The sequence below is a fragment of the Sporosarcina sp. P37 genome, assembly GCF_002109365.1.
GTDB lineage: Bacteria > Bacillota > Bacilli > Bacillales_A > Planococcaceae > Sporosarcina.
Genome location: NZ_CP015349.1, coordinates 304,370 through 330,226, shown reverse-complemented (window position 1 = coordinate 330,226; position 25,857 = coordinate 304,370). Strand labels below are relative to the sequence as shown.

Genomic DNA, 25,857 nt, shown 5'->3' with positions numbered 1-25,857 from the left:
CCATGGCTGGCCATTCAAAGTGGAAAAATATCCAGAACAGAAAAGGCGCACAGGATGCAAAACGAGGAAAGATCTTTCAGAAGATGTCACGTGAGATTTACGTGGCAGCAAAGTCTGGCGGAGGCGATCCAGACACGAATCCGGCTTTACGCCTGGCAATCGATAAATCTAAGAGTGAGAATGTCCCGAATGATGTAATTCAGCGGGCAATCGATAAAGCAACAGGGACCGGTGCGGATGAAAACTACGAGGAAGTCATCTATGAAGGCTATGGACCGGGCGGCGTTGCGGTTCTCGTGTACAGTCTGACGGAGAACCGCAATCGTACAGGACCGAATATCCGCGTGGCATTCAATAAAAACGGCGGCAGTTTAGGTGAAACCGGCTCCGTCAATTATTTATTTGAACGCAAAGGCCGTTTGTTTATCGAACGTACGGAAGAAACGGACGAAGACACGGTCATGATGGCGGCTTTGGAAGCAGGGGCAGAAGATATTGTTTTGACAGAAGAAGGGTTTGAGATTCTGACGGAACCATCCGAATTCCTGACAGTGAAAGAAGCGCTGGAATCTGAAAATCTGTCATTTATTTCTGCAGAAGTAGATATGATACCTTCCGTTTATGCAGATTTGACAGACGAGCAGGAAGAACAGTTTCTGAATATGATCGATGCACTCGAAGACGACGATGATGTACAAAACGTCTATCATAATGCAGGCGAATGATAATGAACCCGACAGGAGAAAGAGCATCCTGCCGGGTTTTTTCGTTAGTTTTGTACTTCCAGTGTCTCGAGCATTTGTTCAAAGCGTGCGCCGTGACCTTCTTGTGCTTCAAGAAAATACTTCTCGGTAATTAGCAATGTGCCGTCGCCGGCTTCTATTAAATACATCGTCACGACTTCGCTGTCTGATTCTGCACCAGAAGTTCCGTGCAAAGCCAGCCCGTGTACCGGCGATGAAACCGTTTTTTCTTCAAGTGGCAGGCTGTATTCCTGCTTCATATCTTCTTTCACATTTTCCGGAGTCTGGTTTTCAACGTATATAAACGACATGTTTACCTCAGGATAATCATCAGGCGGTGAAATGATCGGAGTCAAAAGATCTTCTTTGTCACCTTTTTCAAACTGATACCGTTCTGGATCGATATACAGTGAATAACGTGAATCGCTGCCTTCCGCCAGTTCCATCGTAACCGCAGTTTCCTCTCCTTCGACCGAAAAAGTGACTTCTTTCGTCGGCTCACGATCTGGTAAAGTTTTACTTTCATCCGGTGCGGTCTTACTTGGAGTTTCTTCCTGCGGCACTTCCGGTTCCGCGGGCTCTGAACCGGAAGTGCTGCAGCCGGCAATTAACAGTGACGCGGCAAAACTTGCGACGAGCATTTTATGCATCATATTCCCTCCTCCATTTTTAGATTATATTCATAATACTTCTACGAACAAACTGCAGTGGAAGTTTCATTTGCTAAGCAAACAATTAGATAAAAAAACCGACAAGAGTTATGATGAAACATGCAATAAAAGAAATTAAAAGGAGATTTTTTGTCATGACGATTAAAGTAAAAGCAGTAATTGGAAGTACAAGTTCAACATCATATAATTTGAAATTGGTGAACTTTATGGCGAAGCGCTATAAAGAAGAATTGGATATCACGCCGGTTCTCATTAACGATTTGGAAATGTTCTCTATAGATATTGAAAGCGAACCGCCTGCAGCAGTACAAAGATTTAAAGACGATGTGAAAGATTCAGATGCAGTATTGTTTGCAGCACCGGAATATAACTTCTCAATCCCTGGCGCAATGAAAAATGCATTGGATTGGCTGTCACGCGGCGGCGACTTTACGCTTCACGGTAAGACAGGTTTCATCGTCGGCGCTTCAATGGGTGTCTTCGGTTCAGTGAGAGCGCAGATTCATCTGCGTGAAATTCTTTCCAACCCGGCACTTGCGCCAACTTTATTGCCAGGCAACGAAGTGTATATCGGTGCGGTACACACGAAAATGGATGAAGAAGGAAATATTACGGATGAAGCAACGATTGCGTTTCTAGATACAGTCGTGCAAAACTTCATCGCATTTCATAAAAAACAGCAAGCTGTTGCGCACGCATAAGTATGGAAAATGGACACGAACGTTATGTGTCCATTTTTTTGCGAGGATTTCTATAGGTCGAACAAGTAGAAAACCCGTTCGTATGCTATAATAGCAGGTATACTTTAGGGGGAGACTACATTGTACGATTACATAAAAGGCTATGTGACACGCGTGACACCGGAATATATCGTCCTGGAGCAATCGGGAGTCGGCTGGCAAATAATGACGCCGAATCCTTTTGCGTTTCATGTGACCGAAGAGGTGCAGCAAGTGTTCACGTATTTACACGTGCGCGAAGATGCGCAATTATTGATCGGCTTCAAGACGCTGGAGCAGCGGGAACTGTTCCGCAAACTCATTACGGTTTCGGGAATCGGGCCTAAGGGAGCGCTTGCGATCCTTGCGAACGGCTTGCCTTCTCAAGTCGTCAGTGCGATTGAGCGGGAAGACGAAGGGTTTCTCGTGCAGTTTCCGGGGGTCGGCAAAAAAACCGCGCGTCAGATGATTCTCGATCTAAAGGGCAAGCTGCATGATCTGTTTACAGAGATTGACTTGCCGGATTCCGAAGACACGTTATTGACACTTGCTGAAAGCGATGAGCTGGATGAAGCGATGCTGGCATTGTCTGCACTTGGCTATTCTGAACGGGAACTGAAGAAAGTGAAGCCGAAGCTCGAAAAAGAAGAGCTCGATACAGAAGGCTATATGAGACTTGCGTTAAAACTATTATTGAAACAAGGCTAATACGATAGAGGTGGTTCCAATGGATGAACGCATACTGACGAATGAAGCGACGGAGTTTGACGACAGCTTTGAACAATCGCTGCGTCCGCAGTTGCTGCAGCAGTATATCGGACAGCAGCAGGCGAAAGATAATTTATCGATTTTTATTGAAGCGGCGAAAGGTCGGGAAGAAAGCTTGGATCATGTCTTGCTGTATGGTCCACCCGGGCTTGGGAAGACGACGCTTGCAACGGTAATCGGCAATGAAATGGGCGTGAATGTTCGGATGACGAGCGGTCCTGCGATTGAACGTCCCGGTGACCTGGCTGCGGTTGTATCTTCATTGGAGCCGGGTGACGTGTTATTTATTGATGAAATCCACAGGTTGAACCGCGCGATTGAGGAAGTGCTGTATCCGGCAATGGAAGATTTCTGTCTGGATATCATGGTAGGCAAAGGTCCGACTGCACGCTCTGTGCGGCTGGATCTGCCGCCGTTTACGCTCATCGGTGCAACAACGCGTGCAGGCGCATTGTCTGCGCCATTGCGTGACCGCTTTGGGGTGCCGCTGCGACTGGAATATTACGAAGTCGAGTCGCTGACGGAAATCGTCATTCGGAGCGCCGGCCTGTTTGATGTGCACATTGATAAGCAGGCTGCTGTGGAACTCGCGAAACGATCCCGCGGGACACCGCGCATTGCGAACCGGCTGCTGCGCAGAGTAAGAGATTATGCACAAGTGCGCGGCAACGGCAGGATTACGCTTGATATTGCACAGGAAGCGCTAGATATGCTGCAGGTGGACCACCACGGACTCGATCAGATCGATCATCAGTTGCTTCACAGTATGATCGAACGGTTCCGGGGAGGGCCGGTTGGCATCGATACGCTTGCCGCCAGTATTGGCGAAGAGTCCGTGACAATTGAAGATGTTTATGAACCATATTTATTACAAATGGGATTTATTCAACGCACAGCGAGAGGACGGATGGCGACAGAAAAGGCCTACGCGCATTTTGGCTATCCGCTTCCGGAGTGACAGATAGGAGTCAGCATGATGGAAGTAGAAGATTTTGATTTTAATTTACCTGAACATTTGATTGCCCAGACACCGCTGCTGGATCGGACTGCGAGCCGTTTGCTGGTGATGGGCCGTGACAGCGGGGAAGTAGCGCACAAGCACTTCCGTGACCTGGTCGATGAACTGGAGCCGGGAGATTTATTGGTTTTGAATGATACAAAGGTGCTTCCTGCGCGATTAATCGGTACAAAAGAAGACACCGGGGCAACAATTGAAGTATTATTATTGAAAGAAACAGGGAACGACAAATGGGAAACGCTTGTTAAACCTGCAAAACGCATAAAAGTCGGGACTGTCGTAACATTTGGCGATGGATTGCTGCGGGCGGAATGCACCGCAATCGGTGAGCAGGGCGGACGGGAATTTACATTTGCGTATGACGGGATTTTCTATGAATTGCTTGATCAGCTCGGACAGATGCCGCTTCCTCCGTATATTACAGAAACACTGGAAGATCAGTCCCGTTATCAGACAGTATTCGCAAAAGAACGCGGATCAGCGGCGGCACCGACTGCCGGGCTGCATTTTACAGACGAAATTCTGAGTGCCTTGCGTGCTAAAGGTGTGCAGATTGCCTTCATCACACTGCATGTCGGGCTGGGCACATTCCGGCCGGTCAGTGTAGATTCGATTGAAGACCATACAATGCATGCAGAATACTATGTGATGACAGAAGAAACCGCCGCACTTGTCCGCGAGACGAAAGCGAATGGCGGCCGAGTGATTGCGGTCGGGACCACGTCTACACGGACACTTGAAACGATTGCCACGGAGAATCATGGGGAAGTGACCGCAGCGAGCGGCTGGACTTCGATTTTCATTTACCCGGGCTATGAGTTCAAAGCAATCGACGGTCTGGTGACGAATTTTCATTTGCCGAAATCGACGCTGCTGATGCTGCTGTCCGCGTTTGCGGGACGTGATCATGTCATGCGTGCATACGAAGAAGCAGTGAGGGAGCAATACCGCTTTTTCAGTTTTGGGGATGCGATGTTTATCCGCCCTGCTACAAGAAAGGAACGAGATTAATTGGCAGCTATTACGTATGAACATATAAAAACATGTAAACAAACAGGTGCGCGTCTGGGAATTGTCCATACGCCGCATGGTTCATTTGAAACACCTGCGTTCATGCCGGTCGGAACACAGGCTTCCGTCAAGACGATGTCGCCGGAAGAATTGAAAGCGATGAATGCCGGCATTATTTTAAGTAACACGTATCACTTATGGTTGCGTCCTGGCTACGAAATCATCAAAGAAGCAGGCGGATTGCATAAGTTCATGAACTGGGACCGTCCAATCTTGACAGACTCCGGCGGCTTTCAGGTATTTTCATTGAGCAAGTTCCGGGATATTAAAGAAGAAGGCGTCCATTTCCGTAATCACATTAATGGAGACAAGCTGTTCTTGAGTCCTGAAAAAGCAATGGAAATCCAAAATGCGTTAGGACCGGATATTATGATGGCATTTGATGAATGTCCGCCATTCCCTGCAACGCATGAATATATGAAAGCAAGTGTGGAGCGCACGTCAAGATGGGCAGAGCGCTGCCTGGATTCTCACGCGCGACCAAGTGAACAGGCGCTATTCGGTATTGTTCAGGGCGGAGAATATGAAGATCTTCGAAAGCAAAGTGCAAAAGATTTAGTATCACTCGATTTTCCGGGCTACGCAATCGGCGGATTATCTGTCGGAGAACCGAAAGATATTATGAATAAAGCACTTGAATTCACGACACCTCTATTGCCGCAGGATAAACCGCGTTATTTAATGGGTGTCGGGTCGCCTGACTCCTTAATCGACGGGGCAATCCGCGGAATCGATATGTTTGACTGTGTCTTGCCGACGCGTATTGCGCGAAACGGCACGCTGATGACAAGTGAAGGCCGGCTGGTTGTGAAAAATGCGAAGTATGAACGCGATTTTGGCCCGCTTGACCCGAACTGCGATTGTTATACGTGCAAAAACTATAGCCGTGCTTATGTGCGGCATTTAATCCGGGCGGGAGAAACCTTTGGCATCCGTCTGACGTCTTATCATAACCTGCACTTTTTGCTGAATTTAATGGAGCAGATACGTCAGGCTATACGTGAAGATCGTCTCGGCGATTTCCGTGAAGAGTTTTTCGAGCAGTACGGATTTAATAAACCGAATGCAAAAAACTTTTAAATCTTGTATAATAACATTTGATGATTCAGGAAGGGGGAAGATATAAAATGATGGAACAATACGGTGGTATTTTCACACTTGTACTTATGGTAGCGATCATGTGGTTTTTACTCATTCGTCCTGCGCAAAAGAGACAGAAAGCAGCGAAAGAGATGCAAAACAGTTTAAAGCGCGGAGACGAAGTAGTAACAATCGGCGGAATTCACGGAACAGTGGATGCTGTGGACGAGACTTCTATTTTCTTGCGTGTATCTGACACGACGGTTTTACGTTTTGACAAGCAGGCAATCGGAAGAGTTGTAACAGCATAATAAAAAGCGGTTATCTACTGGTGTGTCCATAGATTACCGCTTTTTTGTATGTCCATGTATAGAAAAAATGTCTGCCGGCACACTAAGGTGTGAAGGAGGCAGATATGTTGTGCATGAGTTACTCATCATCGGATTACGTACAGTCTTTTTATATATATTTCTTCTCGTCATCCTCCGTATTATGGGAAAACGGGAAGTCGGAGAATTAGGCGTGATAGATATTGTTGTTTTCATCATCATGGCAGAAGTTGCCGCGATGATTGTGGAATCACCGGATAAGCCAATTATGGAAGGTATTCTTCCCATTCTGCTGCTGCTCGTCATTCAATATATTTCGTCGATGATTTCATTGAAAAGCAAGAAGTTCCGTGATCTGGTAGACGGTGATCCTACGCTCATCATTAAACATGGACAGATTCAAGAAGATGAAATGCGGAAACAGCGGTATAATCTCGACGATTTATTTCAGCAACTGCGGGAAAATCAAATCGGTTCCATTCATAATGTGTCATTTGCCTATCTTGAGTCGTCAGGGAATTTATCTGTTTTCACGAAAGACGGTGACTTGCCGATTGTTGGACTCGTGCTCGACGGGGAGCTTCAGCCCGAACATTTGGAACTGATCGGCAAGACCGAAGACTGGCTGATGAAAAAGCTACGCGAAAAGGATATCACTGACCTGTCGACAATTTTCTACTGCTCGTACGAACAGGGAGAAATAAAAGTTCAGCTGAAAGAAACTAATAGCGTTTAACTAAATTGCGCAGCATAACGAAGTCCTGTGTTTTGATTTGTCTTGTCAGCAATAATAAAACAAGCAGTACGGCAGAAGTTATCGCAACTTCTACGAACAAGTGATGCGAACCTATCGGAATAAAAATCGGACGCATGATGACGGTCATTAAAAATGTAATATATGTCATCGCGAACATCGAAAAGCCAGTCGCGGTCGATTTATTCTGCCTCAATGTCGCGATATGCAGGAACGACGTGACGAGTACGCCGAATCCGATTGCCAAAACGGCGCCTGTTTCCTGAAGGCCGGGTTGCGACGCTAATATAAACATCACCGCAAGCTTCGCAATTCCGCCGTAAACCGAATTCATCATACCTGCTTTTGCGTCGCCGGTTGCCTGCAAAATTGAATACAGCGGGCTTTGAATATAATAAAAGAAAAATATTGGTGCAAGCAGTGTCATATACCTGCCGCCTTCTACGATATGGAACAGTTTTTCCGCGAGATCCTGCCCGTGAATATAAAATACGGTCGCTGCGAAAGCGCCGGTCAGGGCGGATAAACGAAGAGCCAGATGAATACGCTCCTGCAGCTTTTTTACGTTGCTGGAAGCAGCGGCGCCGCTCACTGCCGGAACGAGCACAACTGACAATGCATACGGAATGAATGCAGGAAACAACAGAAGCGGAATAAGTACGCCTGAAATGACTCCGTATAACGAAGTGGCGGCTACTGTCCCTACGCCTGCCATGGAAAGCGCGCGTAAAAATATAATCGGCTCCAAAAACCATGTGAATGTACCGAACAAACGGCTGCCTGATGATGGAAGTGCCACCTCTAAAATAGGCTCCATCGGATAGCGCGTTTCTTTTTCGCGTTTCTTTGGCTGTGTACGGAGGTTCTGCCGGTATTTAAACAACAGATACAGCACAGATAATACTTCCGCTAAGAACGTTACTGCCATCGCATATGCCGCGTTCATCATTGGATCGGCAGGTGTGAGGATATACGGCAGCATCCACGTAATGAGCAAAATTCGGAAGATCTGTTCAATGACCTGCGCCCAGGCGGTTTCCTCAATGCGTGCAATCCCCTGAAAATACCCTCTGATCAGCCCGCCGACCGCCGCGATTGGCACAATTGCAATTGCCACATAGAGTGCGGTGGCAGTCGCTTCATTGCCCAGCAGAGTTCCGGCTAAAAATGGTGTAAATAAAACACAGGCAGGAATGAAGACTGCGCCGGATAATATTGTGATGAACGTGGCAGTTTTCATTACCTGGCGCAGCTGTACGGTATCGCCTTTTGCCTTTAATTCAGCAATGACTTTCGCAATGGCGACTGGCACACCGAGCTGCACAAGTGAGAGGAAGAAGATGAACGCCGGATAGGCTGTCATATAAATCCCGACTGTCTCTTCTCCCGCTACCCTCATAAATTGTATTCGATAGACAAAGCCGAGTAATTTCGATAAAAACACGGCCGCCATCAAAAAGATCGTCCCCCGGATAAATGATGACACCCCAAACAACTCCTTCTTTTCCCGCCATTTCTGCTGCAGTAAGAATGCATATAAAAAACCAAAATATAGTTAAGTGTATGTGATATAATCAACTTTATTCCGCAACAATGAACGAGAGGTGAAGCGGCCTTGGATCAACAGCTTAAAGAAATATACAGACAGTTGCTCCCTGCACTTGAAAGTAAGAAAAACGAATTGACGTTTTACGGCTATTCGGAGATTACAGAAGAGGATCTGCTGCTGTATCTGGCGGAAAAAAAGTGGCGAAAAAAAGATATTTCTGCGATGCACCCCTACAAAATGACAGCAGATATTCTGGCGATTACCGCCGCACAATTCATGACCCACACGCAGACAGAGGCCCAGCGCCGCAGCGAGGAGATTTTAGAATTGAGTAAAGAAGAATGGGCTGAGTTATTTTCGCCAAAAAAATCTGAATGATTTTCGTTTATAACTATGAAGTATTTGACACAGCCAACCGACTGTTTCATAATTGGTATGTTGTACAATGAGAGAATCAAGTACATAGCAGGTGCTGTGCCGCTCTAGTATATGAGGGGGAAAAGGAAATATGAAAAACAGAGGAAGGATTGTCGCGTTTTTGCTGCTCATCGTTATCTTGGCATCAACGGTATTTTCAACGACAAATCCGATTTTAAAAGACGTCAAGCTCGGTCTTGACCTGCAAGGCGGTTTCGAGGTTCTGTATCAGGTCAATCCATTGAAGGAAGGACAGAAGATTACAGAGTCAACAGTTGCCGATACGGCCCGCGCATTGACGAATCGTATTGACGTGCTCGGAGTAAGTGAACCAAGCATCCAGATTGAATCGAACAACCGGATCCGTGTTCAGCTTGCGGGCGTAGAAGATCAGGAATCAGCCCGTGAATTATTGTCCACTCAAGCGAATCTGTCATTCCGTAATGCGAATGACGAATTGATGCTAGACGGCAATGATTTGAAAGAGGGCAAGGCAAAAGCCAATTTCGATGAAAACAACAACCCTGTTGTGACATTGGAAATGAAAGATCCAAATAAATTTGGAGAGGTTACATCTGAAATTGCGCAAATGAAGCCGGACAACATGCTGGTGATCTGGCTGGACTTTAAAGAAGGCGAAGACTCCTTTAAAGAAGAAGCAATGAAACCAGACCCTGCATTCATTTCTGCACCTTATGTATCCAAAACGATTAATTCTTCAAATGTCGAGATTTCGGGTAACTTCACTGTGGAAGAAACAAAGAATCTTGCCGGTATTTTAAACGCAGGCGCACTTCCTGTGGATTTAGAGGAAATTTACTCGACTTCTGTCGGTGCGCAGTTCGGTGAACAAGCACTGGATAAGACAATATTCGCCGGCATTGTCGGTATCAGCTTAATCTTTATCTTTATGGCACTCTATTATCGTTTGCCAGGGATTATCGCAGTTGTCACACTATCTGTCTATATCTATTTGATATTGCTGGTATTCACATTGATTAACGGTGTCCTGACGCTGCCGGGTATTGCGGCATTAATGCTCGGGGTCGGTATGGCGGTCGATGCCAATATCATCACCTATGAGCGGATCAAAGAAGAACTGCGTGTCGGAAAATCGGTGAAATCGTCCTTTACGGCCGGAGCGAAATCTTCATTCACGGCGATTCTGGATGCAAACGTCACGACATTGCTTGCAGCGGTTGTATTGTTCATTTATGGTACAAGCTCTGTAAAAGGTTTCGCGACAATGCTCATCATCAGTATTCTGGTCAGTTTCCTGACAGCCGTCTGGGGATCACGCCTGCTGCTCGGACTTCTCGTACACAGCGGTTTCCTTGACAATAAAGTCGGCTGGTTCGGACTGAACAAAAAGCAAGTCCATTCAGCAGATGAAGGCTATGAAACACTTGATTTGTCTACGAAATTTGACCGTTTCGACTTTGTTCATTCAAGAAAACGTTTCTATACGATTTCTATTGTTTTGCTGATTGTCGGAGCAATTATGCTCGGCGTCTTCAAGCTCAATCTCGGAATCGACTTCTCCGGCGGTACACGTGTTGAAGTTCTTGCCGAACAGCAGCTTGACGAAGACGAGGTAACGAAACAGCTTGAGGAAATCGGTCACCCGACAACGGATGTAGTGATTTCCGGAGATGACAAAAATATTGCGGTTGCGCGATACAAAGAAGACTTTACACAAGAAGAAGTCAACAGTTTCAAAAAAGAAATTAAAACCCTTTATGGTGCAGAGCCAAACGTTTCAACCGTTTCGGACACAGTAGGTAAAGAGCTCGTACGCAATGCAATTTCGGCACTTGCGATTGCAGCGCTCGGCATCATCATCTACGTGGCACTCCGTTTCGAGTGGCGTATGGGTCTGGCAGCGATTATCGGTCTGTTGCACGATGCGTTCTTCATGATCGCGGTCTTCAGTATTTTGCGGCTAGAAGTCGACATCACATTTATCGCAGCGGTACTGACGATCATCGGTTATTCCATCAACGATACCATCGTCACCTTTGACAGAATACGGGAAAACTTGCATCGCTCGAAACACATTAGTAATGCAGACGAATTGGCGCTTATTGTCAATAAGTCATTGCGGCAGACACTTGGACGTTCGGTTAACACCGTACTGACAGTAATCTTCGTCGTTGTGGCATTGATGGCGCTTGGTGCAGAATCCATTCGTCCATTCTCCGTCGCATTATTGATTGGTTTGCTTGCAGGTACGTATTCTTCCATCTTCATCTCTGCCCAGCTTTGGTTCGATCTGAAGAAGAAGCAGATTCTTAAAGACGGAGGAATAAAAGTAGAAAAAGAGAAAAAACAGTGGGGCTCAGACGAACCGGTAGTATAATACGTTTGAACCATATAAAAAGCAGGGTATACTTCGGTATATCCTGCTTTTTTGATTGGAGGAATGAAGGACATGAAGTTCCAGTGGACTGTGTTGGCCGGTTTGATATTCGCAGTGTTAATCGCTGTATTTGCTGTGTTCAATGTGGAGTCTGTGCCAGTAAATTACTTCTTCGGCACGGAGATGATTCCGCTCGTGCTCATCATTCTCGGCTCCGCCTTGCTCGGTGCGCTGATCAGCGGCTTTTTCGCTATTTATAAATCTTACAGAAGCGGGCGCCGTGTGAAGGTGCTTGAGAAGCAGCTGCATCTGAAAGAGGAAGAGCTAAGCGCACAGCGCAGACAGATGCAGGAGATGGAGGAGCGCATCGATACACTGATGGAGCCGCCGCTGGTTGAGGCGGAGATTATTCCCCCGAAAGAGCTGTATTGACCGCAACCTGCCACAGGAAGTCGTGCTTGTAGACTTCCTTGTGGCAGGTTTTTTAGTAAGCAGAACGTCATCACGTTATTGTGAAAAGTGAGGGGAACGTTTTAAACCCACTGCGGCGCTGGCGGATGGCTACGCAATGAGCCAGACAGGAAGATCGCCTGCCTGTCTCATTACTACGCCGACCGCTTGGGAGGCGCCTCCGTTCAGTAAGGGGAAGCGAAAATGACACTGCTTTTGCTAAAGCACACGCCAGTCGGCAACCAGTCACTGTACTTCTTCTTTTTTAAAAAAGTAACCTGGCTTGCTTCCACTCAGCAGCGCAGGCACAACTGCGGGGTCGGCCGAAGTCATGAGACAACTGGCACGCACTTCGCCAGCTGGCTCATGACGTAAGGCAATCCCCCACGTGCCTGCGCGGGTCCTAAGAGCAGACAGTTGCTAACTTCAATACTCGACAGCCGATCGAGCAACGACACCAAAACCAGTGACAAAACGGCATTGAAGTCACTGCGGCGCTTGCGGATGGCTTCCGCAATGAGCCAGACAGGAAGTGCGCCTGTCAGTCTCATCGCTACGCCTACCGCTTGTAAGGCGCCTCCGTTTAGTTAGGGTGAAGCGGACCATGACACTTCATTTGCCAAAGCGTACGCTAGTCGTCTACCAGTCACTGAACTTCTACTCTTTTAAAAGAGTACATGAATAACTTCCACTCAGCAGCACAGGCACAACTGCGGGGTCGGCCGAAGTCATGAGACAACTGGCGGCGCACTATCGCCAGCTGGCTCATGACGAAAGGCAATCCCCCACGTGCCTGCGCGGGTCCTAAGAGCGGACAGTTGCTAACTTCAATACCCGACAGCCGATCGAGCAACGACACCAAAACCAGTGACAAAACGTCATTGAAGCCACTGCGGCGCTTGCGGATGGCTTCCGCAATGAGCCAGACAGGAAGTGCGCCTGTCAGTCTCATCGCTACGCCTACCGCTTGTAAGGCGCCTCCGTTTAGTTAGAGGGAAGCAGAATATGACACGTCTTTTGCCAAAGCACACGCCAGTCGGCAACCGGTCACTGAACTTCATCTCTTTTAAAAGAGTACTTGGATTGCTCCCACTCAGCAGCGCAGGCACAACTGCGGGGTCGGCCGAAGTCATGAGACAACTGGCACGTACCTCGCCAGCTGGCTCATGACGAAAGGCAATCCCCCACGTGCCTGCGCGGGTCCTAAAAGCTGACACTATCTAACTCCAATCCCCAAAAACCAGTCGAGCAACGGACCCAACACAGCGCAAAAAAAGACTTTCCCACTAACCACCAGAGCATTCTTCAAAATCCATCTCGTTTCCTTTCCGTCTCAAGCAGTATTAGATATAATAAGAAAAGAGGAAGTGAGAGCATTGATACAATCCAAAAAAAGATGGAAAATTGACCGGCCGGACGAAGAACTTGTCAACCAGCTGGCGAAAGACCTGAATCTTTCCACCATGCTGACTAAAATACTCGTCGCACGCGGAATCACCACAAGCGAACAGGCAAATGCCTACTTGGACATGGATGAATCCAACCTGCACGATCCTTTTTTGTTATATGACATGAAAAAAGCCGTTGACCGCATAAAGCAAGCAGTGGAAGACGAGGAACAAATTACCATATTTGGTGATTATGATGCAGACGGCGTCACCAGCGTCACCGTTCTGACCACTGCGCTCGAACGATTGGGTGCGAAAGTGAACTTCGCTATACCGAATCGTTTTGAACACGGCTACGGACCGAACAGTGACTATTTCGAACAACTACATACAGAAGGTACCGAAGTCCTGATCACCGTCGATAACGGAATCTCCGGCATTGAGCAAGTCGCGTTTGCGAAGACGCTCGGCATGACCGTCATTGTCACAGATCACCATGAAATGGGTGACGTGCTGCCGGCAGCAGACGCAGTCATTCACCCAAGACATCCGGAAGGCAATTACCCCTTCGGAGAACTGGCCGGCGTAGGTGTGGCGTTTAAACTCGCTTCCGCCTTGCTTGGTGAGCCGCCTCTTGATTTGCTTGAATTTGTTGCGATCGGCACCATCGCCGATCTTGTGCCGCTTGAAGATGAAAATCGTTATGCTGTTAAAGAAGGCATCCGCAGATTGCGCCGTTCCAAGCGACCTGGCATACGTGCATTAATGCAAGTGAGCGGACATGAGCTGGCCGCATTATCGGAAGAAACGATTGGCTTTACGATCGGACCGCGTCTGAATGCGCCGGGAAGACTTGGTGATGCAGATTCTGCTGTTGATTTATTGAAATCAGAAGATGAACAGCAAGCGCTCGGAATTGCAGAAGAATTGAATGATTTGAATAAAGAACGGCAACAATTAGTAAAAGAAATTGCAAAAGAAGCAGAAGAACAAGTGGAGAACCGGTATGGTGATCAAATTCCATATGTTCTGGTTGTTGAAGGGGAAGGGTGGAATCCTGGCGTCGTCGGTATCGTGTCGTCGAGACTGACGGAGAAATACTACCGCCCGTCCATCATTTTATCACTCGATCATGAAACCGGTATCGCAAAAGGTTCTGCGCGCAGTATCGAAGGATTTGATTTGTATAAAGAACTGTCGAAAAACACGTCCATACTGCCGCATTTCGGCGGTCATGCCATGGCAGCGGGCATGTCGCTGAAGATAGAAGACGTTGAATTATTGCGTGCTAATTTAAATGAACAGGCAAAAGAAGTCCTGAATGAAGAAACGTTGCAGCCCGTGTTATCGATTGACGTGCCGCTTGCTTTGGATGAAATCGACATTGCGTCTATTGAAGCTCTGGAGCAGATCCGGCCATTTGGCGTGGGGTTCCCGAAACCCGTCTTCTTGCTTGAACAGCTTGACAGAGTATCTGTCCGTAAAATAGGTGCAGCGAAAGATCATCTGAAGCTGGAAATGGGAGACAGAGACGAACGGATCGATGCCATTTATTTCGGAGCGGGTGCATTGGCAGACGACATGGCTCCTCAGGGAAAGCTGAGTCTGACAGGTGATTTGCAGATCAATGAATGGAACGGCCGCAAAAAAGCGCAAATGCTGGTGGAAGATATCAAATGTGATGAATGGCAGCTGTTTGACTACCGGGGAGTGCGTGAGCCTGCAAGATGGCTGCCGATGATTCCAGACAAAGCACAATTTATTGCTTTCAGTGAACCATCCATTCAGCATTTTGCTCCGTTTTTCAAAGATACGCCTATTACCCTGATGGGACGTGATGCGATTTATCCATCCAGCTCAATTGTTCTGCTGGATTTGCCGAAGCAGGAAGAACAATTGAAACAGGTGATGGCAGCAACTATGGCCGACCGGGTGTATTTGCATCTCTATGTGCATGATTCGATGTACTTTGAAAAGATGCCAGACCGCCAGCAATTTGGCTGGTATTACAGCTTTTTGAAGAAGCGCCAGATATTTGATTTGCATCAGCAAATTGAAATGCTTTCCAAACACAAAGGCTGGAAAAAAGATATGATAAAATTCATGACAAAAGTGTTTTATGAACTGGAATTTGTTACACTAGAGAATGGTAAGGTGACGATGCTTGATTCTGCCGGCAAACGAGATTTGGCAGAAGCGCCATCCTATAAAAAACGCCAACAGCAGATCAAACTGGAAGAGTTGCTTCTTTATGCCCCCTATCAGGACTTAAAGAATGTGTTTGACTCGTTACGTGAGATGCCAGCTGTTGAGGAGGAAAAATTGTGGACTTAAAAAAATTTGTTACGACAGTAGACGATTATCCGAAACCGGGTGTCAGCTTTAAAGACATTACGACGATTATGGATAACGGGGAAGCATATAAGTATGCGACAGATCAAATTGTAGAGTATGCGAAAGAACTCGATGTGGATATCATAGTAGGGCCGGAAGCACGCGGTTTTATTATTGGCTGTCCCGTTGCATATGCACTTCAGATCGGTTTTGCGCCGGTTCGTAAGCCGGGTAAATTACCGCGCGAAACGATTTCGGTCGAATATGATCTTGAGTATGGAAAAGATACGCTGACGATCCACAAAGATGCGATTAAACCGGGTCAGCGTGTGCTGATCGTGGATGATCTGTTGGCGACTGGCGGTACGGTCAGCGCAACCGTCGAACTCGTCGAAAAACTTGGCGGCGTAGTGGCAGGCTGCGCATTCCTGATTGAACTTTCGTACCTCAATGGGCGCGACAAGTTAACTAACCAAGACATCCGGGCATTAATTACGTACTGATTGGGGAATCCTTCGCTTCGTGCGGAGGATTCTTGCTATATACCCAGGCCCTGCGTTTGATTCACTTTATCTATAGGTGATATTATACATATACTAGTAAAAAATATGATCTACATTGTTACGGAATAGGTTGAAAGGGGTAAGACAATGGCGAAAAATCAAGACCTGACAGAATACGATATTTACGAGCTTGTCGCCAAATATATGAACGAGGAACATGTCGACTTCATTAAGCGCGCATTTGCATTGGCAAAAAAGTCGCACGAAGGACAGTTCAGAAGTTCAGGTGAACCGTATATCAACCATCCCATTCAAGTAGCCGGCATTCTGGCTGAACTTCAAATGGACCCGGAAACAGTCGCTGCAGGCTTTTTGCATGACGTAGTGGAAGATACTGAAGTGAGCCGCGAAGATATTATCCGGGAATTTGGTGATGAAGTCGCTATGCTCGTGGATGGTGTAACGAAGCTCGATAAACTGAAATTCAAATCCAATGAAGAAAAACAAGCGGAAAATCACCGGAAAATGTTCATCGCAATGGCACAGGATATTCGTGTCATACTGATCAAACTGGCAGACCGCTTGCATAATATGCGAACGCTCAAACACGTGCCTGCCGCTAAACAGCGCCGGGTATCTGAAGAAACGCTGGAGATTTTTTCTCCACTCGCACATCGTCTTGGAATTTCAACAATTAAATGGGAACTCGAAGACATTGCACTGCGCTATTCCAATCCGCAGCAGTATTACCGCATTGTCAATCTGATGAAGCAAAAACGGACAGAGCGCGAACAATATTTGAAGGACGTCATGAGTCAAATGCGCGCGGAACTCGATAACATGGGGATTGCCGCGGAAATTCATGGCCGCCCGAAACATCTCTACTCCATTTATCAGAAGATGGTTATCCAGAAAAAAGAGTTCAATGAAATTTATGATCTATTGGCAGTACGTATTGTCGTCAAAAGCATCAAGGACTGTTACGCAGCGCTCGGAATTATCCATACGCTGTGGAAGCCGATGCCGGGGCGCTTTAAAGATTATATTGCGATGCCGAAACAAAACCTCTATCAATCCATTCATACGACGGTCGTAGGACCTGCAGGTGATCCGCTGGAAGTGCAGATTCGGACGGAAGAGATGCACCGGATTTCCGAATTTGGTGTGGCAGCGCACTGGGCGTATAAAGAAGGCAAGAAAATGGCAAAACCTTCGAATGACATTGATTCAAAATTGACTTGGTTCCGAGAAATTCTTGAAATTCAAAACGAATCATCCAACGCACAGGAATTCATGGAATCATTGAAGTTCGATTTATTCTCGGACATGGTATATGTATTTACGCCGGACGGAGATGTCGTTGAACTGCCGCAAGGATCTGTACCGATTGACTTCGCTTACCGTGTCCATTCAGAAGTCGGAAACCGAACGACCGGCGCAAAAGTAAACGGCAAGATCGTTCCGCTTGACTCCCCTTTGTCGACGGGTGATATCGTCGAAATTTTGACGTCCAAACAATCATTTGGACCAAGCCGTGACTGGCTAAAACTTGCGCACACTTCCCAGGCGAAAAATAAAATACGTCAATACTTCAAGAAGCAATTACGCGATGAGAATATTGATAAGGGCAGTGAAATGATTCAAAAAGAATTGAAAGAAGAGGAATATGATATCAAGGAAGCGCTGAGTAAAGAAAATATGCAGCGCACGATTGATAAATTCAGTTTCACTTCAGAGGAAGATCTTTATGCGGCAGTCGGTTCCGGCGGCATTACTGCACAGCAAGTTGTTAACCGGCTCGCGGAGCGCATGCGCAGAGAACGTGAGAAAAAGGAAACTATCGATAAAATCGTTTCGGATATGCAGACGACTCAATCAGATAAGCAGACAGAATCCGGCGTCATCGTTAAAGATATTGACAATATGCTGATCCGTATTTCACGATGCTGTAATCCGGTGCCGGGCGATGAAATTGTCGGCTTCATTACACGGGGGCGCGGTGTATCTGTTCACCGCACGGATTGTCCGAACGTTCTGTCTGAGCATGGCCAGAAAGAACGGATCATTGATGTCAGCTGGGCATTGCAGGACGATAAAGTACGGAAAGAATTCCAGGTCGATATTGAAATTTCTGCATTCGACCGCCAAGGCTTGCTCAATGAAGTGATGATGGTCGTGGCGGATATGAATACACCGATTGTTGCAGTCAGCGGCAAAGCAGATAAGGACAATATCGCGCATATTCATATGTCGATAAAAATTCAGAACATTACGCATTTACAGCGTACCGTCGATAAAATTAAACAAATTAAAGATGTATACTCTGTAGAACGGGTAATGAACTGACAAGGAGGAGCTTGACCTATGCGGGTACTTTTACAGCGGGCAAAAGACGCGTCTGTAACGGTCGATGGAGAAATCATCGGCTCCATAGCGAAAGGCTATGTATTATTGGTCGGCATTACGCACGAAGACACGGAGCAGGATGCCGAGTATATTGCAAAGAAGATTGCCGGTTTACGTATTTATGAAGACGAGGACGGCAAGCTGAACCTGTCGATTGATGAAGTCGGGGGTGCAATTCTGTCCGTCTCCCAGTTCACGTTATACGGCAATGTCCAAAAAGGCCGCCGTCCAAGTTTCATCGAAGCTGCAAGACCGGAAACAGCAGACCCATTGTGGGAATATTTTAATGAACGGCTGCGCGATCTCGGTCTTGACGTGGAAACTGGGCAGTTCGGCGCCATGATGGACGTCCAGCTGACGAATGACGGCCCGGTGACACTGCTGATCGAGTCAAAGGGCGGTTGAACAATCAACAGAATCGTTAATTCTGTCGATTAATCGCCGGCTTTGCAGAAGAGCGCGCAATAATCCGCCAAACAAGTTGACAGTTGCGGAGTATACGTCTAACATAGAAACTAATCGAATGAATCTGTACCCCGATGATATGGAAATTAACTTTAAGCAGGCTGGAAAGAGAACAGGGAACGCGGCTGAAATTCCCTGACAGAACCGTAAAGTGAACAACACCATGGAGGATTCATGCTGAAATCAGTAGGCATGGACGGAACCGGCCGTTATCCGGATTCGAGTGGGCACATTTGTGTCAATTTGGGTGGAACCGCGGAAGCTTCAAGCTCTCGTCCCTGTGTTATTTGGGATGGGAGCTTTTTTGTGTTCTCTGAAAGTTCACCCGATCACATCTTTGAAAGGAGTTTTACTAATGAATTTTAAAGTTCCCCGCGGTACGCAGGACATATTACCTGACGTTTCCTGGAAGTGGCAGCGCGTCGAAAAAATCGCCCGTTCGATTTGTGACGTCTACAACTATAAGGAAATCCGCACACCAATTTTTGAACAGACTGAATTATTCCAGCGCACAGTCGGAGACACGACAGATATTGTGCAAAAAGAGATGTACACATTCACTGACCGCGGCGACCGCTCAATGACGCTGCGCCCGGAAGGCACGGCACCCGTTGTCCGTTCATTCGTCGAGCACAAAATGTTCGGCTATCCTGATCAGCCTGTAAAATTATATTACACAGGCCCGATGTTCCGCTACGAACGCCAACAGGCAGGCCGCTACCGCCAATTTGTGCAGTTTGGTGTAGAGGCAATCGGCAGTGATGATCCCGCAATTGATGCGGAAGTAATTCAGCTGGCTATGACGATTTACAAGCGCGCAGGCTTAACAGATATCAAGCTTGTGTTGAATTCTCTCGGTGACCGGGAATCGCGTGATGCACACCGTTCGGCACTTATCGGCCACTTCAGCCCGCACATCGGCGAATTCTGTTCAGACTGCCAAAACCGTCTGGAGAAAAACCCGCTGCGGATTCTGGACTGTAAAGTGGACAGAGAGCATCCGTTGATGAACTCAGCACCTTCACTTGCAGACTATCTCAACAATCCGTCAAAGGAGTATTTTGAGAAAGTAAAGAACTACTTGGATATCGCAGGAATTGACTACGAATATGACCCGAATCTTGTCCGCGGACTGGATTATTATAACCACACGGCATTCGAGATTATGAGCACATCCAAAGGCTTCGGCGCGATCACTACACTGTGCGGCGGCGGACGCTATAACGGACTGACTGAAGAGATCGGCGGACCAGCAGCACCTGGCATCGGCTTCGCACTCAGTATCGAGCGTTTATTGCTGGCACTTGACGCAGAAGAAAAATCCTGGACTGACGAACCTTCACTCGACGTCTACCTCGTCACACTAGGCGATGCAGCACGCAATAAAGGCTTCGAAATTCTAAGCAGTTTGAGAGAAAACGATATGCGCTGCGAAATGGACTACATGGACCGTAAAATGAAAGCCCAAATGAAATCCGCAGACCGGCTGCAAGCGAAATACGTCATCGTTATCGGCGAAGACGAAGTAAACGAAAACGTCGTCCAGCTCAAGAACATGGCTGAACGAGAACAGAAAAAAGTATCTGTCAAGCAGCTGATTGAAGAACTGAAGAAGTAAGAGCAGCCAGTAACAGAACATGGGATTTGCGTCCACCCGGAACGGAAATCCCCATACACAGCACCAATTAACGCTTCAATTCAAATATAAACATCAACATCAGAAAGGTAGTGCAGCCACTATGAAACGCACACATTATTGTGGGAACTTATCAGAAAAACAAATCGGAGAAGAAGTCACACTTCAGGGATGGGTACAAAAGCGCCGTGACCTCGGCGGTTTAATCTTCATCGACGTCCGTGACCGCGCAGGCATCGTTCAGACCGTCTTCAACCCGGACATCTCGAAAGAAGCGCTTGAAATCGCAGAAACACTTCGTAACGAATACGTTGTCGAAATTACTGGTCTTGTCATCGAACGTGAAGAGCGCACAAAAAATAAAAACATCGCAACAGGCGCCATCGAAGTGCAAGTCGTTGATGTGAAAATCATCAACGAAGCGAAAAACCCGCCATTTACAATCGAAGATGAAACAGATGTGGGTGAAGAAACTCGTCTGAAGTACCGTTATTTGGATCTTCGCCGTCCTGAACTTGCGAGAGTCTTCAAAATGCGTTCAGACATCACAAAAACAGTGCGAAACTTCTTGGATGACGAAGGATTTTTGGAAGTCGAAACACCGATCCTGACAAAATCTACCCCTGAAGGCGCGCGTGACTACCTGGTGCCAAGCCGTGTTCACGAAGGTGAATTCTACGCATTGCCGCAGTCTCCGCAGCTGTTCAAACAATTATTGATGGTTTCAGGTTTCGACCGTTACTACCAGATCGCACGCTGTTTCCGTGATGAAGACTTGCGTGCTGACCGCCAGCCGGAATTCACACAAATCGATATGGAAATGAGCTTTATGTCGATCGAAGACATTTTGGAACTGAACGAACGTCTAATTAAAAAAATTATGAAAGACGTCAAGCAAGTCGATGTGGAAACGCCGTTTAAACGAATTCCATATGATGAAGCAATGAGCCGTTTCGGTTCAGATAAACCGGATACTCGTTTTGGCATGGAATTAACGGATGTGTCTGAGCTTGTGAAAGATTCTTCGTTCAAAGTGTTTGCCGGAGCAGTGGAAGCTGGCGGACAAGTTAAATTAATTAATGTCAAAGGGGCTGCAGACAAGTATTCCCGCAAAGACATCGATGCACTTGGTGAGTTTGCAAAAGTATATGGCGCTAAAGGAATGGCATGGCTGAAAGTAACAGAAGACGGCTTCAATGGCCCGATCGCGAAATTCTTCGACGGCGAAATCGGCGAAGCACTGAAAGCGGCGGGACAGGGTGAGTCGGGCGATTTATTCCTTTTCGGAGCAGATAAAAAATCTGTAGTAGCGGATTCACTCGGGGCGCTTCGTCTGAAACTTGGCAAAGACCTGGAACTGATCGACCAGTCTAAATACAATTTCTTATGGGTTACGGATTGGCCGCTGTTTGAATATGATGAAGAAGACGGCCGTTACTACGCAGCGCATCACCCGTTCACTATGCCTGCTGATGTGGAAGAATTAAAAACCAGCCCGGAAACAGTAAAAGCACAAGCATATGACTTAGTACTTAATGGGTACGAACTCGGCGGAGGGTCATTGCGTATTTATCAGCGTGAAGTACAAGAAGCAATGTTCAAAGCTCTTGGCTTCACAGAAGAACAGGCGAGAGAGCAGTTTGGCTTCTTGCTGGATGCATTTGAATACGGAACACCTCCGCACGGCGGTATTGCATTCGGTCTGGACCGTATCGTCATGCTGCTTGCAGGATCCACGAATTTACGTGATACGATTGCGTTCCCGAAAACAGCCAGTGCCAGCGATTTGCTGACAGAAGCACCAAGCACTGTCGATGATGCGCAGCTAAAAGAACTCGGGATTAAAGTGGCAGCAGAACCTGTGAAAAAGTGAGGAAACGACTATTTTTTAAAAGACTTAATCGAATTGATTGAATTATAAAATAGCGTGTGATACGATAAAGATAGTAAAAATCCTGAAGTGTTCGTCGTTTGTAAATTAGTTTTGACCCAACATCAAATCGTCGGGAGTCTGACGTTATAGCTTGGATGGCATGCCTTTAACCGGGACGTCAAAAGAGTTATATAGGACACCCACCTGCTATAAGCGGGTTCAAAGCGATATTCAAAGACGGCACAGTCGGGATTTTTCTTTTCTGATACACATTCACCTTCTTGCTCAGGCAAGGAGGTTTTTTTATTGTCTGTAAATGCAGTTAGTTGCATGAGTGTACATACCTGATTTACGATAGGAATAATACAAATTATAAATAAAGGGTGGAATATGGATGTTACATCAATTTTCAAGAAACGAACTGTCAATCGGTACAGAAGGTGTAGAGCGAATGAAAGGAAAGACCGTTGCGATTCTCGGTGTTGGCGGCGTCGGATCATTCGCTGCAGAAGCATGCGCACGCACAGGTGTGGGACGCATTATTCTCGTTGACAAGGATACAGTCGATATTACCAATATTAACCGCCAGCTGGTGGCGTATCTGTCGACAGTCGGACGTTCTAAATCCGAAGTGATGAAAGAGCGGATTCATGATATTAATGCAGAGTGTGAAGTGATTGATCTGCATATGTTCTACACCGATGAAACAGCAGAGGAATTTTTCTCGTACAAGCCCGATTATGTCATTGATGCATCGGACACCATCAGTTATAAAATTCATTTAATCCAGCAATGTGTTGAACGGGGAGTGAAAGTAATATCAAGCATGGGCGCTGCCAATAAAACGGACCCTACACGATTCCGGATTGCAGATATTTCTAAAACCCATACGGATCCGCTGGCAAAAGTCATACGTCTTCGTCTGCGGAAACTTGGCATTCCAAAAGGTGTACCCGTTGTGTTTTCAGATGAAAGTCCGATTGTCGTTCGTGAAGACGTCGTCGATACGGTAGGAAACCCTGATGCTTCCATCCGAAAAGCACAGATGCCGCCAGCTTCCAATGCATTCTGTCCATCCGTGGCGGGTTTAATTCTTGCCAGTTGGGTATTAAATGATATAGTGGCAGATATTCCGGTGGAACGAGTCAAAGATTCCAAATAAAGGAGAGATTGTACATGAAGACTACGGAAATGCTTATTAATGGATCACGAATTGGTGCGGATTTACCGCAGATCGAAGTGGTGAACCCTTCAACTGGCAAGAAAATTGGCGCAGTGCCTAAAGGCGGCAAAGCCGAAGCGACGAAAGCGGTAGACGCGGCTTCTGCAGCTTTTCCAGCATGGGCTGCATTATCGAATTACGAGCGCAGTGCCTTTTTGATGAAATGGCATGAATTGATTGAACAGCACGAAGAAAGTGTTGCGCAAACGATGACGTCGGAACAAGGAAAGCCTTTGACGGAAGCAATCGGTGAAATGCGTTATTCCAACGGTTTCATCAGCTGGTACGCGGAGGAAGGAAAACGGATTTACGGGGAAATGATTCCCGCAACTCAGTCAAATAAACGTCTCTTTGTGCATAAGCAGCCAGTGGGTGTCATCGCAGCGATCACACCTTGGAATTTCCCGGCTGCGATGATTACACGAAAAGTCGCTCCCGCACTTGCAGCAGGCTGTACAGTCGTGATGAAGCCCGCCTCACAGACACCGCTGACTGCGATTCGTCTGGTGGAGCTGGCAAAGGAAGCAGGCATTCCCGACGGTGTGATTAATATCGTAACAGGCAGTGCAAGTGAGATTTCGGAGGCGTGGCAGGAAGACGGCCGTGTACGCAAGCTGACTTTCACAGGTTCAACGGAAGTCGGTAAAACATTAATGAAAGGCGCAGCAGACACTATGAAGAAAATTTCATTGGAACTGGGCGGACAGGCTCCCGCGATCATCATGGCGGATGCTGATCTTGATAAAGCGGTAGACGGTGTGATCGCGGCGAAATTCCGTAACGCCGGACAAACTTGTGTCTGCGCAAACCGGATCTATGTTCATTCGTCAATTGTGGATGAATTTACGAAGAAGACGGCCGCAAAAGTTGAGCAGCTAAAAGTCGGTGACGGCATGGAAAAGGGTGTTGACATCGGTCCTCTGATAGATCAAGATGCAATCGACAAAGTAGAAGAGCACGTTAAGGACGCAAAGTCTAAAGAGGCGACTGTAGTAACAGGCGGTACGCTTATCGATGGACTGTTCTATCAGCCGACGGTCTTAAAAGACGTGAATGACGATATGCTCTGTATGAAGGAAGAGACATTTGGTCCCGTATTGCCTATTACGACATTTGAGACGCAAGAAGAAGTGATCAAACGGGCAAATGATACGATTTTCGGTTTGGCGGCGTATGTATTCACGGAGAATATTACGCAAGGCATCCAGATTTCCGAGGCGCTGGAATACGGAATTGTCGGCCTGAATGATGGATTGCCATCTGCACCACAGGCTCCATTTGGCGGCTTCAAGCAAAGCGGACTGGGCCGCGAAGGCGGACACCACGGAATAGAGGAATATCTGGAAGTGAAATATATCTCGTTAGGATTATAATAAAAAGAAAAAGAAGCAAAAAGGAAAGCAGCAACATTCCTTTTTGCTTCTTTTTTAATTGGTTTCAAATTCCCGCAATACCCCATGGCCGTCGAGGACTTTAAAATGTGCAGTCATGGTCCGGTCATTCACACTGTCAGCTGACACACGGTGTCCGAATTTCGGAACATAGAAACGATCGAGTCCAAAATTGACCATGTAATGCTCGTTTTGACGATATTCCCGGTCTGTCGTTTGCGGCAGCCAGCCCATCAGAAATAATCCTTCAGAAGGCTTTTTATCAGTCAATGAAACGAGCTGATCAACACCGTCTTTCCGCTCCAAAATACCAAATACTCTCGTTTGACCCAATTCTTTCGGCTGTTTTAGCTCCGTGACTAAACTCGCCGTCATTCGTTCTTTGGGCACCTTCTCGACTTCATACCGGAGAACGACATAATTTTCGGTTGTATCCTGTTCTGTAATAGGTTCTGTTTGCAGATAGATATCTGCGCCGGATTGAATCGTTGCGAAGTGAGGAATCGTGAGACTGACTAAGATGAGCAGGGGAACAATGAATAGAATCGCGATACTGAATTTACTATGCTTAGGGCCCATTTCAGAATCACCGCCTTTTCTGCAATTTCATAAGTATTTTTCTTATGTACAGATAGCATGTGCACTTTACATGTGTTTTAATAATAAATTACCCAATTATTTTATGTAAGAAACCTATCATACTTATGTATA

Annotated in this window: 24 protein-coding genes, 1 other RNA gene and 1 other annotated feature; of the genes, 20 read left to right on the top strand and 5 right to left on the bottom strand. The window is 46.7% G+C overall.

Annotated elements, in window-relative coordinates; genetic code table 11:
- Positions 1-2 precede the first annotated feature (2 nt).
- Positions 3-725 carry a YebC/PmpR family DNA-binding transcriptional regulator gene (locus SporoP37_RS01760; protein WP_085430063.1) on the top strand — a complete coding sequence of 241 codons (723 nt, stop codon included), beginning with the start codon at positions 3-5 and terminating at the stop codon, positions 723-725.
- A 44-nt stretch (positions 726-769) separates the two neighbouring features.
- Here SporoP37_RS01760 and SporoP37_RS01755 read toward each other — a convergent pair whose 3' ends face one another.
- A complete protein-coding gene (locus tag SporoP37_RS01755) occupies positions 770-1,396 on the bottom strand; it encodes a hypothetical protein (RefSeq protein ID WP_143565459.1) in 627 nt (208 codons plus the stop codon).
- A 152-nt stretch (positions 1,397-1,548) separates the two neighbouring features.
- Between SporoP37_RS01755 and SporoP37_RS01750 the strand changes: the two genes are divergently transcribed.
- The 7 genes from SporoP37_RS01750 (at position 1,549) to SporoP37_RS01720 (ending at position 7,135) form a co-directional block, all read left to right on the top strand.
- A complete protein-coding gene (locus tag SporoP37_RS01750) occupies positions 1,549-2,115 on the top strand; it encodes an NADPH-dependent FMN reductase (RefSeq protein ID WP_081242075.1) in 567 nt (188 codons plus the stop codon).
- A gap of 120 nt (positions 2,116-2,235) precedes the next feature.
- Positions 2,236-2,841 carry a Holliday junction branch migration protein RuvA gene (gene ruvA / locus SporoP37_RS01745; RefSeq protein ID WP_081242074.1) on the top strand — a complete coding sequence of 202 codons (606 nt, stop codon included), beginning with the start codon at positions 2,236-2,238 and terminating at the stop codon, positions 2,839-2,841.
- 19 nt (positions 2,842-2,860) lie between these two features.
- Positions 2,861-3,859 carry a Holliday junction branch migration DNA helicase RuvB gene (gene ruvB / locus SporoP37_RS01740; RefSeq protein ID WP_081242073.1) on the top strand — a complete coding sequence of 333 codons (999 nt, stop codon included), beginning with the start codon at positions 2,861-2,863 and terminating at the stop codon, positions 3,857-3,859.
- An 18-nt stretch (positions 3,860-3,877) separates the two neighbouring features.
- Positions 3,878-4,930 carry a tRNA preQ1(34) S-adenosylmethionine ribosyltransferase-isomerase QueA gene (gene queA, locus SporoP37_RS01735; RefSeq protein WP_085430061.1) on the top strand — a complete coding sequence of 351 codons (1,053 nt, stop codon included), beginning with the start codon at positions 3,878-3,880 and terminating at the stop codon, positions 4,928-4,930.
- Complete coding sequence (tgt, locus tag SporoP37_RS01730; RefSeq protein WP_085430060.1) at positions 4,931-6,070, top strand: tRNA guanosine(34) transglycosylase Tgt; 1,140 nt, start codon at positions 4,931-4,933, stop codon at positions 6,068-6,070.
- A 50-nt stretch (positions 6,071-6,120) separates the two neighbouring features.
- Entirely contained in the window at positions 6,121-6,381 is a 261-nt protein-coding gene (gene yajC, locus SporoP37_RS01725; RefSeq protein WP_081244712.1) for a preprotein translocase subunit YajC, read from the top strand.
- A gap of 109 nt (positions 6,382-6,490) precedes the next feature.
- Positions 6,491-7,135 (top strand): DUF421 domain-containing protein, encoded by a 645-nt coding sequence (locus SporoP37_RS01720; protein WP_085430059.1) that lies wholly within the window; start codon positions 6,491-6,493, stop codon positions 7,133-7,135.
- Here SporoP37_RS01720 and SporoP37_RS01715 read toward each other — a convergent pair.
- Positions 7,122-8,639 carry a putative polysaccharide biosynthesis protein gene (locus SporoP37_RS01715; RefSeq protein ID WP_081242069.1) on the bottom strand — a complete coding sequence of 506 codons (1,518 nt, stop codon included), beginning with the start codon at positions 8,637-8,639 and terminating at the stop codon, positions 7,122-7,124. The genes SporoP37_RS01720 and SporoP37_RS01715 overlap by 14 nt on opposite strands.
- A gap of 129 nt (positions 8,640-8,768) precedes the next feature.
- On the opposite strand from SporoP37_RS01715, the gene SporoP37_RS01710 reads away from it, so the two are divergent.
- The 3 genes from SporoP37_RS01710 (at position 8,769) to SporoP37_RS01700 (ending at position 11,910) form a co-directional block, all read left to right on the top strand.
- Entirely contained in the window at positions 8,769-9,080 is a 312-nt protein-coding gene (locus SporoP37_RS01710; protein WP_081242068.1) for a post-transcriptional regulator, read from the top strand.
- Between the two features lie 130 nt (positions 9,081-9,210).
- A complete protein-coding gene (gene secDF, locus SporoP37_RS01705) occupies positions 9,211-11,478 on the top strand; it encodes a protein translocase subunit SecDF (protein ID WP_085430058.1) in 2,268 nt (755 codons plus the stop codon).
- Positions 11,479-11,550: 72 nt separating this feature from the next.
- Positions 11,551-11,910: a LapA family protein gene (locus SporoP37_RS01700; protein ID WP_085430057.1), complete on the top strand. Its 360-nt coding sequence runs from the start codon at positions 11,551-11,553 to the stop codon at positions 11,908-11,910.
- Positions 11,911-12,257: 347 nt separating this feature from the next.
- Here the strand turns inward: SporoP37_RS01700 and SporoP37_RS01695 are convergent, their stop codons facing one another.
- Complete coding sequence (locus tag SporoP37_RS01695) at positions 12,258-12,479, bottom strand: hypothetical protein (protein ID WP_085430056.1); 222 nt, start codon at positions 12,477-12,479, stop codon at positions 12,258-12,260.
- Positions 12,480-12,574: 95 nt separating this feature from the next.
- The gene (locus SporoP37_RS01690; RefSeq protein ID WP_085430055.1) at positions 12,575-12,880 is read right to left on the bottom strand and encodes a hypothetical protein; all 306 of its coding nucleotides are present in this window, start codon (positions 12,878-12,880) and stop codon (positions 12,575-12,577) included.
- 424 nt (positions 12,881-13,304) lie between these two features.
- On the opposite strand from SporoP37_RS01690, the gene recJ reads away from it, so the two are divergent.
- The 9 genes from recJ (at position 13,305) to SporoP37_RS01645 (ending at position 25,128) form a co-directional block, all read left to right on the top strand.
- Positions 13,305-15,650 carry a single-stranded-DNA-specific exonuclease RecJ gene (gene recJ, locus SporoP37_RS01685; RefSeq protein WP_085430054.1) on the top strand — a complete coding sequence of 782 codons (2,346 nt, stop codon included), beginning with the start codon at positions 13,305-13,307 and terminating at the stop codon, positions 15,648-15,650.
- Positions 15,641-16,153 (top strand): adenine phosphoribosyltransferase, encoded by a 513-nt coding sequence (locus SporoP37_RS01680; protein WP_081242060.1) that lies wholly within the window; start codon positions 15,641-15,643, stop codon positions 16,151-16,153. Before recJ ends, SporoP37_RS01680 begins: the two co-directional genes overlap by 10 nt.
- A 147-nt stretch (positions 16,154-16,300) precedes the next feature.
- Entirely contained in the window at positions 16,301-18,499 is a 2,199-nt protein-coding gene (locus SporoP37_RS01675; protein ID WP_081242059.1) for a RelA/SpoT family protein, read from the top strand.
- 18 nt (positions 18,500-18,517) lie between these two features.
- A complete protein-coding gene (dtd, locus tag SporoP37_RS01670) occupies positions 18,518-18,964 on the top strand; it encodes a D-aminoacyl-tRNA deacylase (protein WP_085430053.1) in 447 nt (148 codons plus the stop codon).
- A 125-nt stretch (positions 18,965-19,089) separates the two neighbouring features.
- Positions 19,090-19,307: a binding site (T-box leader), on the top strand.
- Between the two features lie 72 nt (positions 19,308-19,379).
- Positions 19,380-20,642, top strand: coding sequence for a histidine--tRNA ligase (gene hisS, locus SporoP37_RS01665; protein WP_085430052.1), 1,263 nt, complete (start codon positions 19,380-19,382; stop codon positions 20,640-20,642).
- A 121-nt stretch (positions 20,643-20,763) separates the two neighbouring features.
- Complete coding sequence (gene aspS, locus SporoP37_RS01660; protein WP_085430051.1) at positions 20,764-22,533, top strand: aspartate--tRNA ligase; 1,770 nt, start codon at positions 20,764-20,766, stop codon at positions 22,531-22,533.
- Between the two features lie 76 nt (positions 22,534-22,609).
- Positions 22,610-22,790: non-coding RNA, 6S RNA (gene ssrS, locus SporoP37_RS01655), on the top strand.
- Between the two features lie 137 nt (positions 22,791-22,927).
- A complete protein-coding gene (locus SporoP37_RS01650) occupies positions 22,928-23,695 on the top strand; it encodes a tRNA threonylcarbamoyladenosine dehydratase (RefSeq protein WP_085430050.1) in 768 nt (255 codons plus the stop codon).
- Between the two features lie 14 nt (positions 23,696-23,709).
- Positions 23,710-25,128 carry an NAD-dependent succinate-semialdehyde dehydrogenase gene (locus tag SporoP37_RS01645; RefSeq protein ID WP_085430049.1) on the top strand — a complete coding sequence of 473 codons (1,419 nt, stop codon included), beginning with the start codon at positions 23,710-23,712 and terminating at the stop codon, positions 25,126-25,128.
- Between the two features lie 54 nt (positions 25,129-25,182).
- On the opposite strand, the gene SporoP37_RS01640 is transcribed toward SporoP37_RS01645, so the two are convergent.
- The gene (locus SporoP37_RS01640; RefSeq protein ID WP_081242054.1) at positions 25,183-25,725 is read right to left on the bottom strand and encodes a GDYXXLXY domain-containing protein; all 543 of its coding nucleotides are present in this window, start codon (positions 25,723-25,725) and stop codon (positions 25,183-25,185) included.
- Positions 25,726-25,857: the final 132 nt, after the last annotated feature.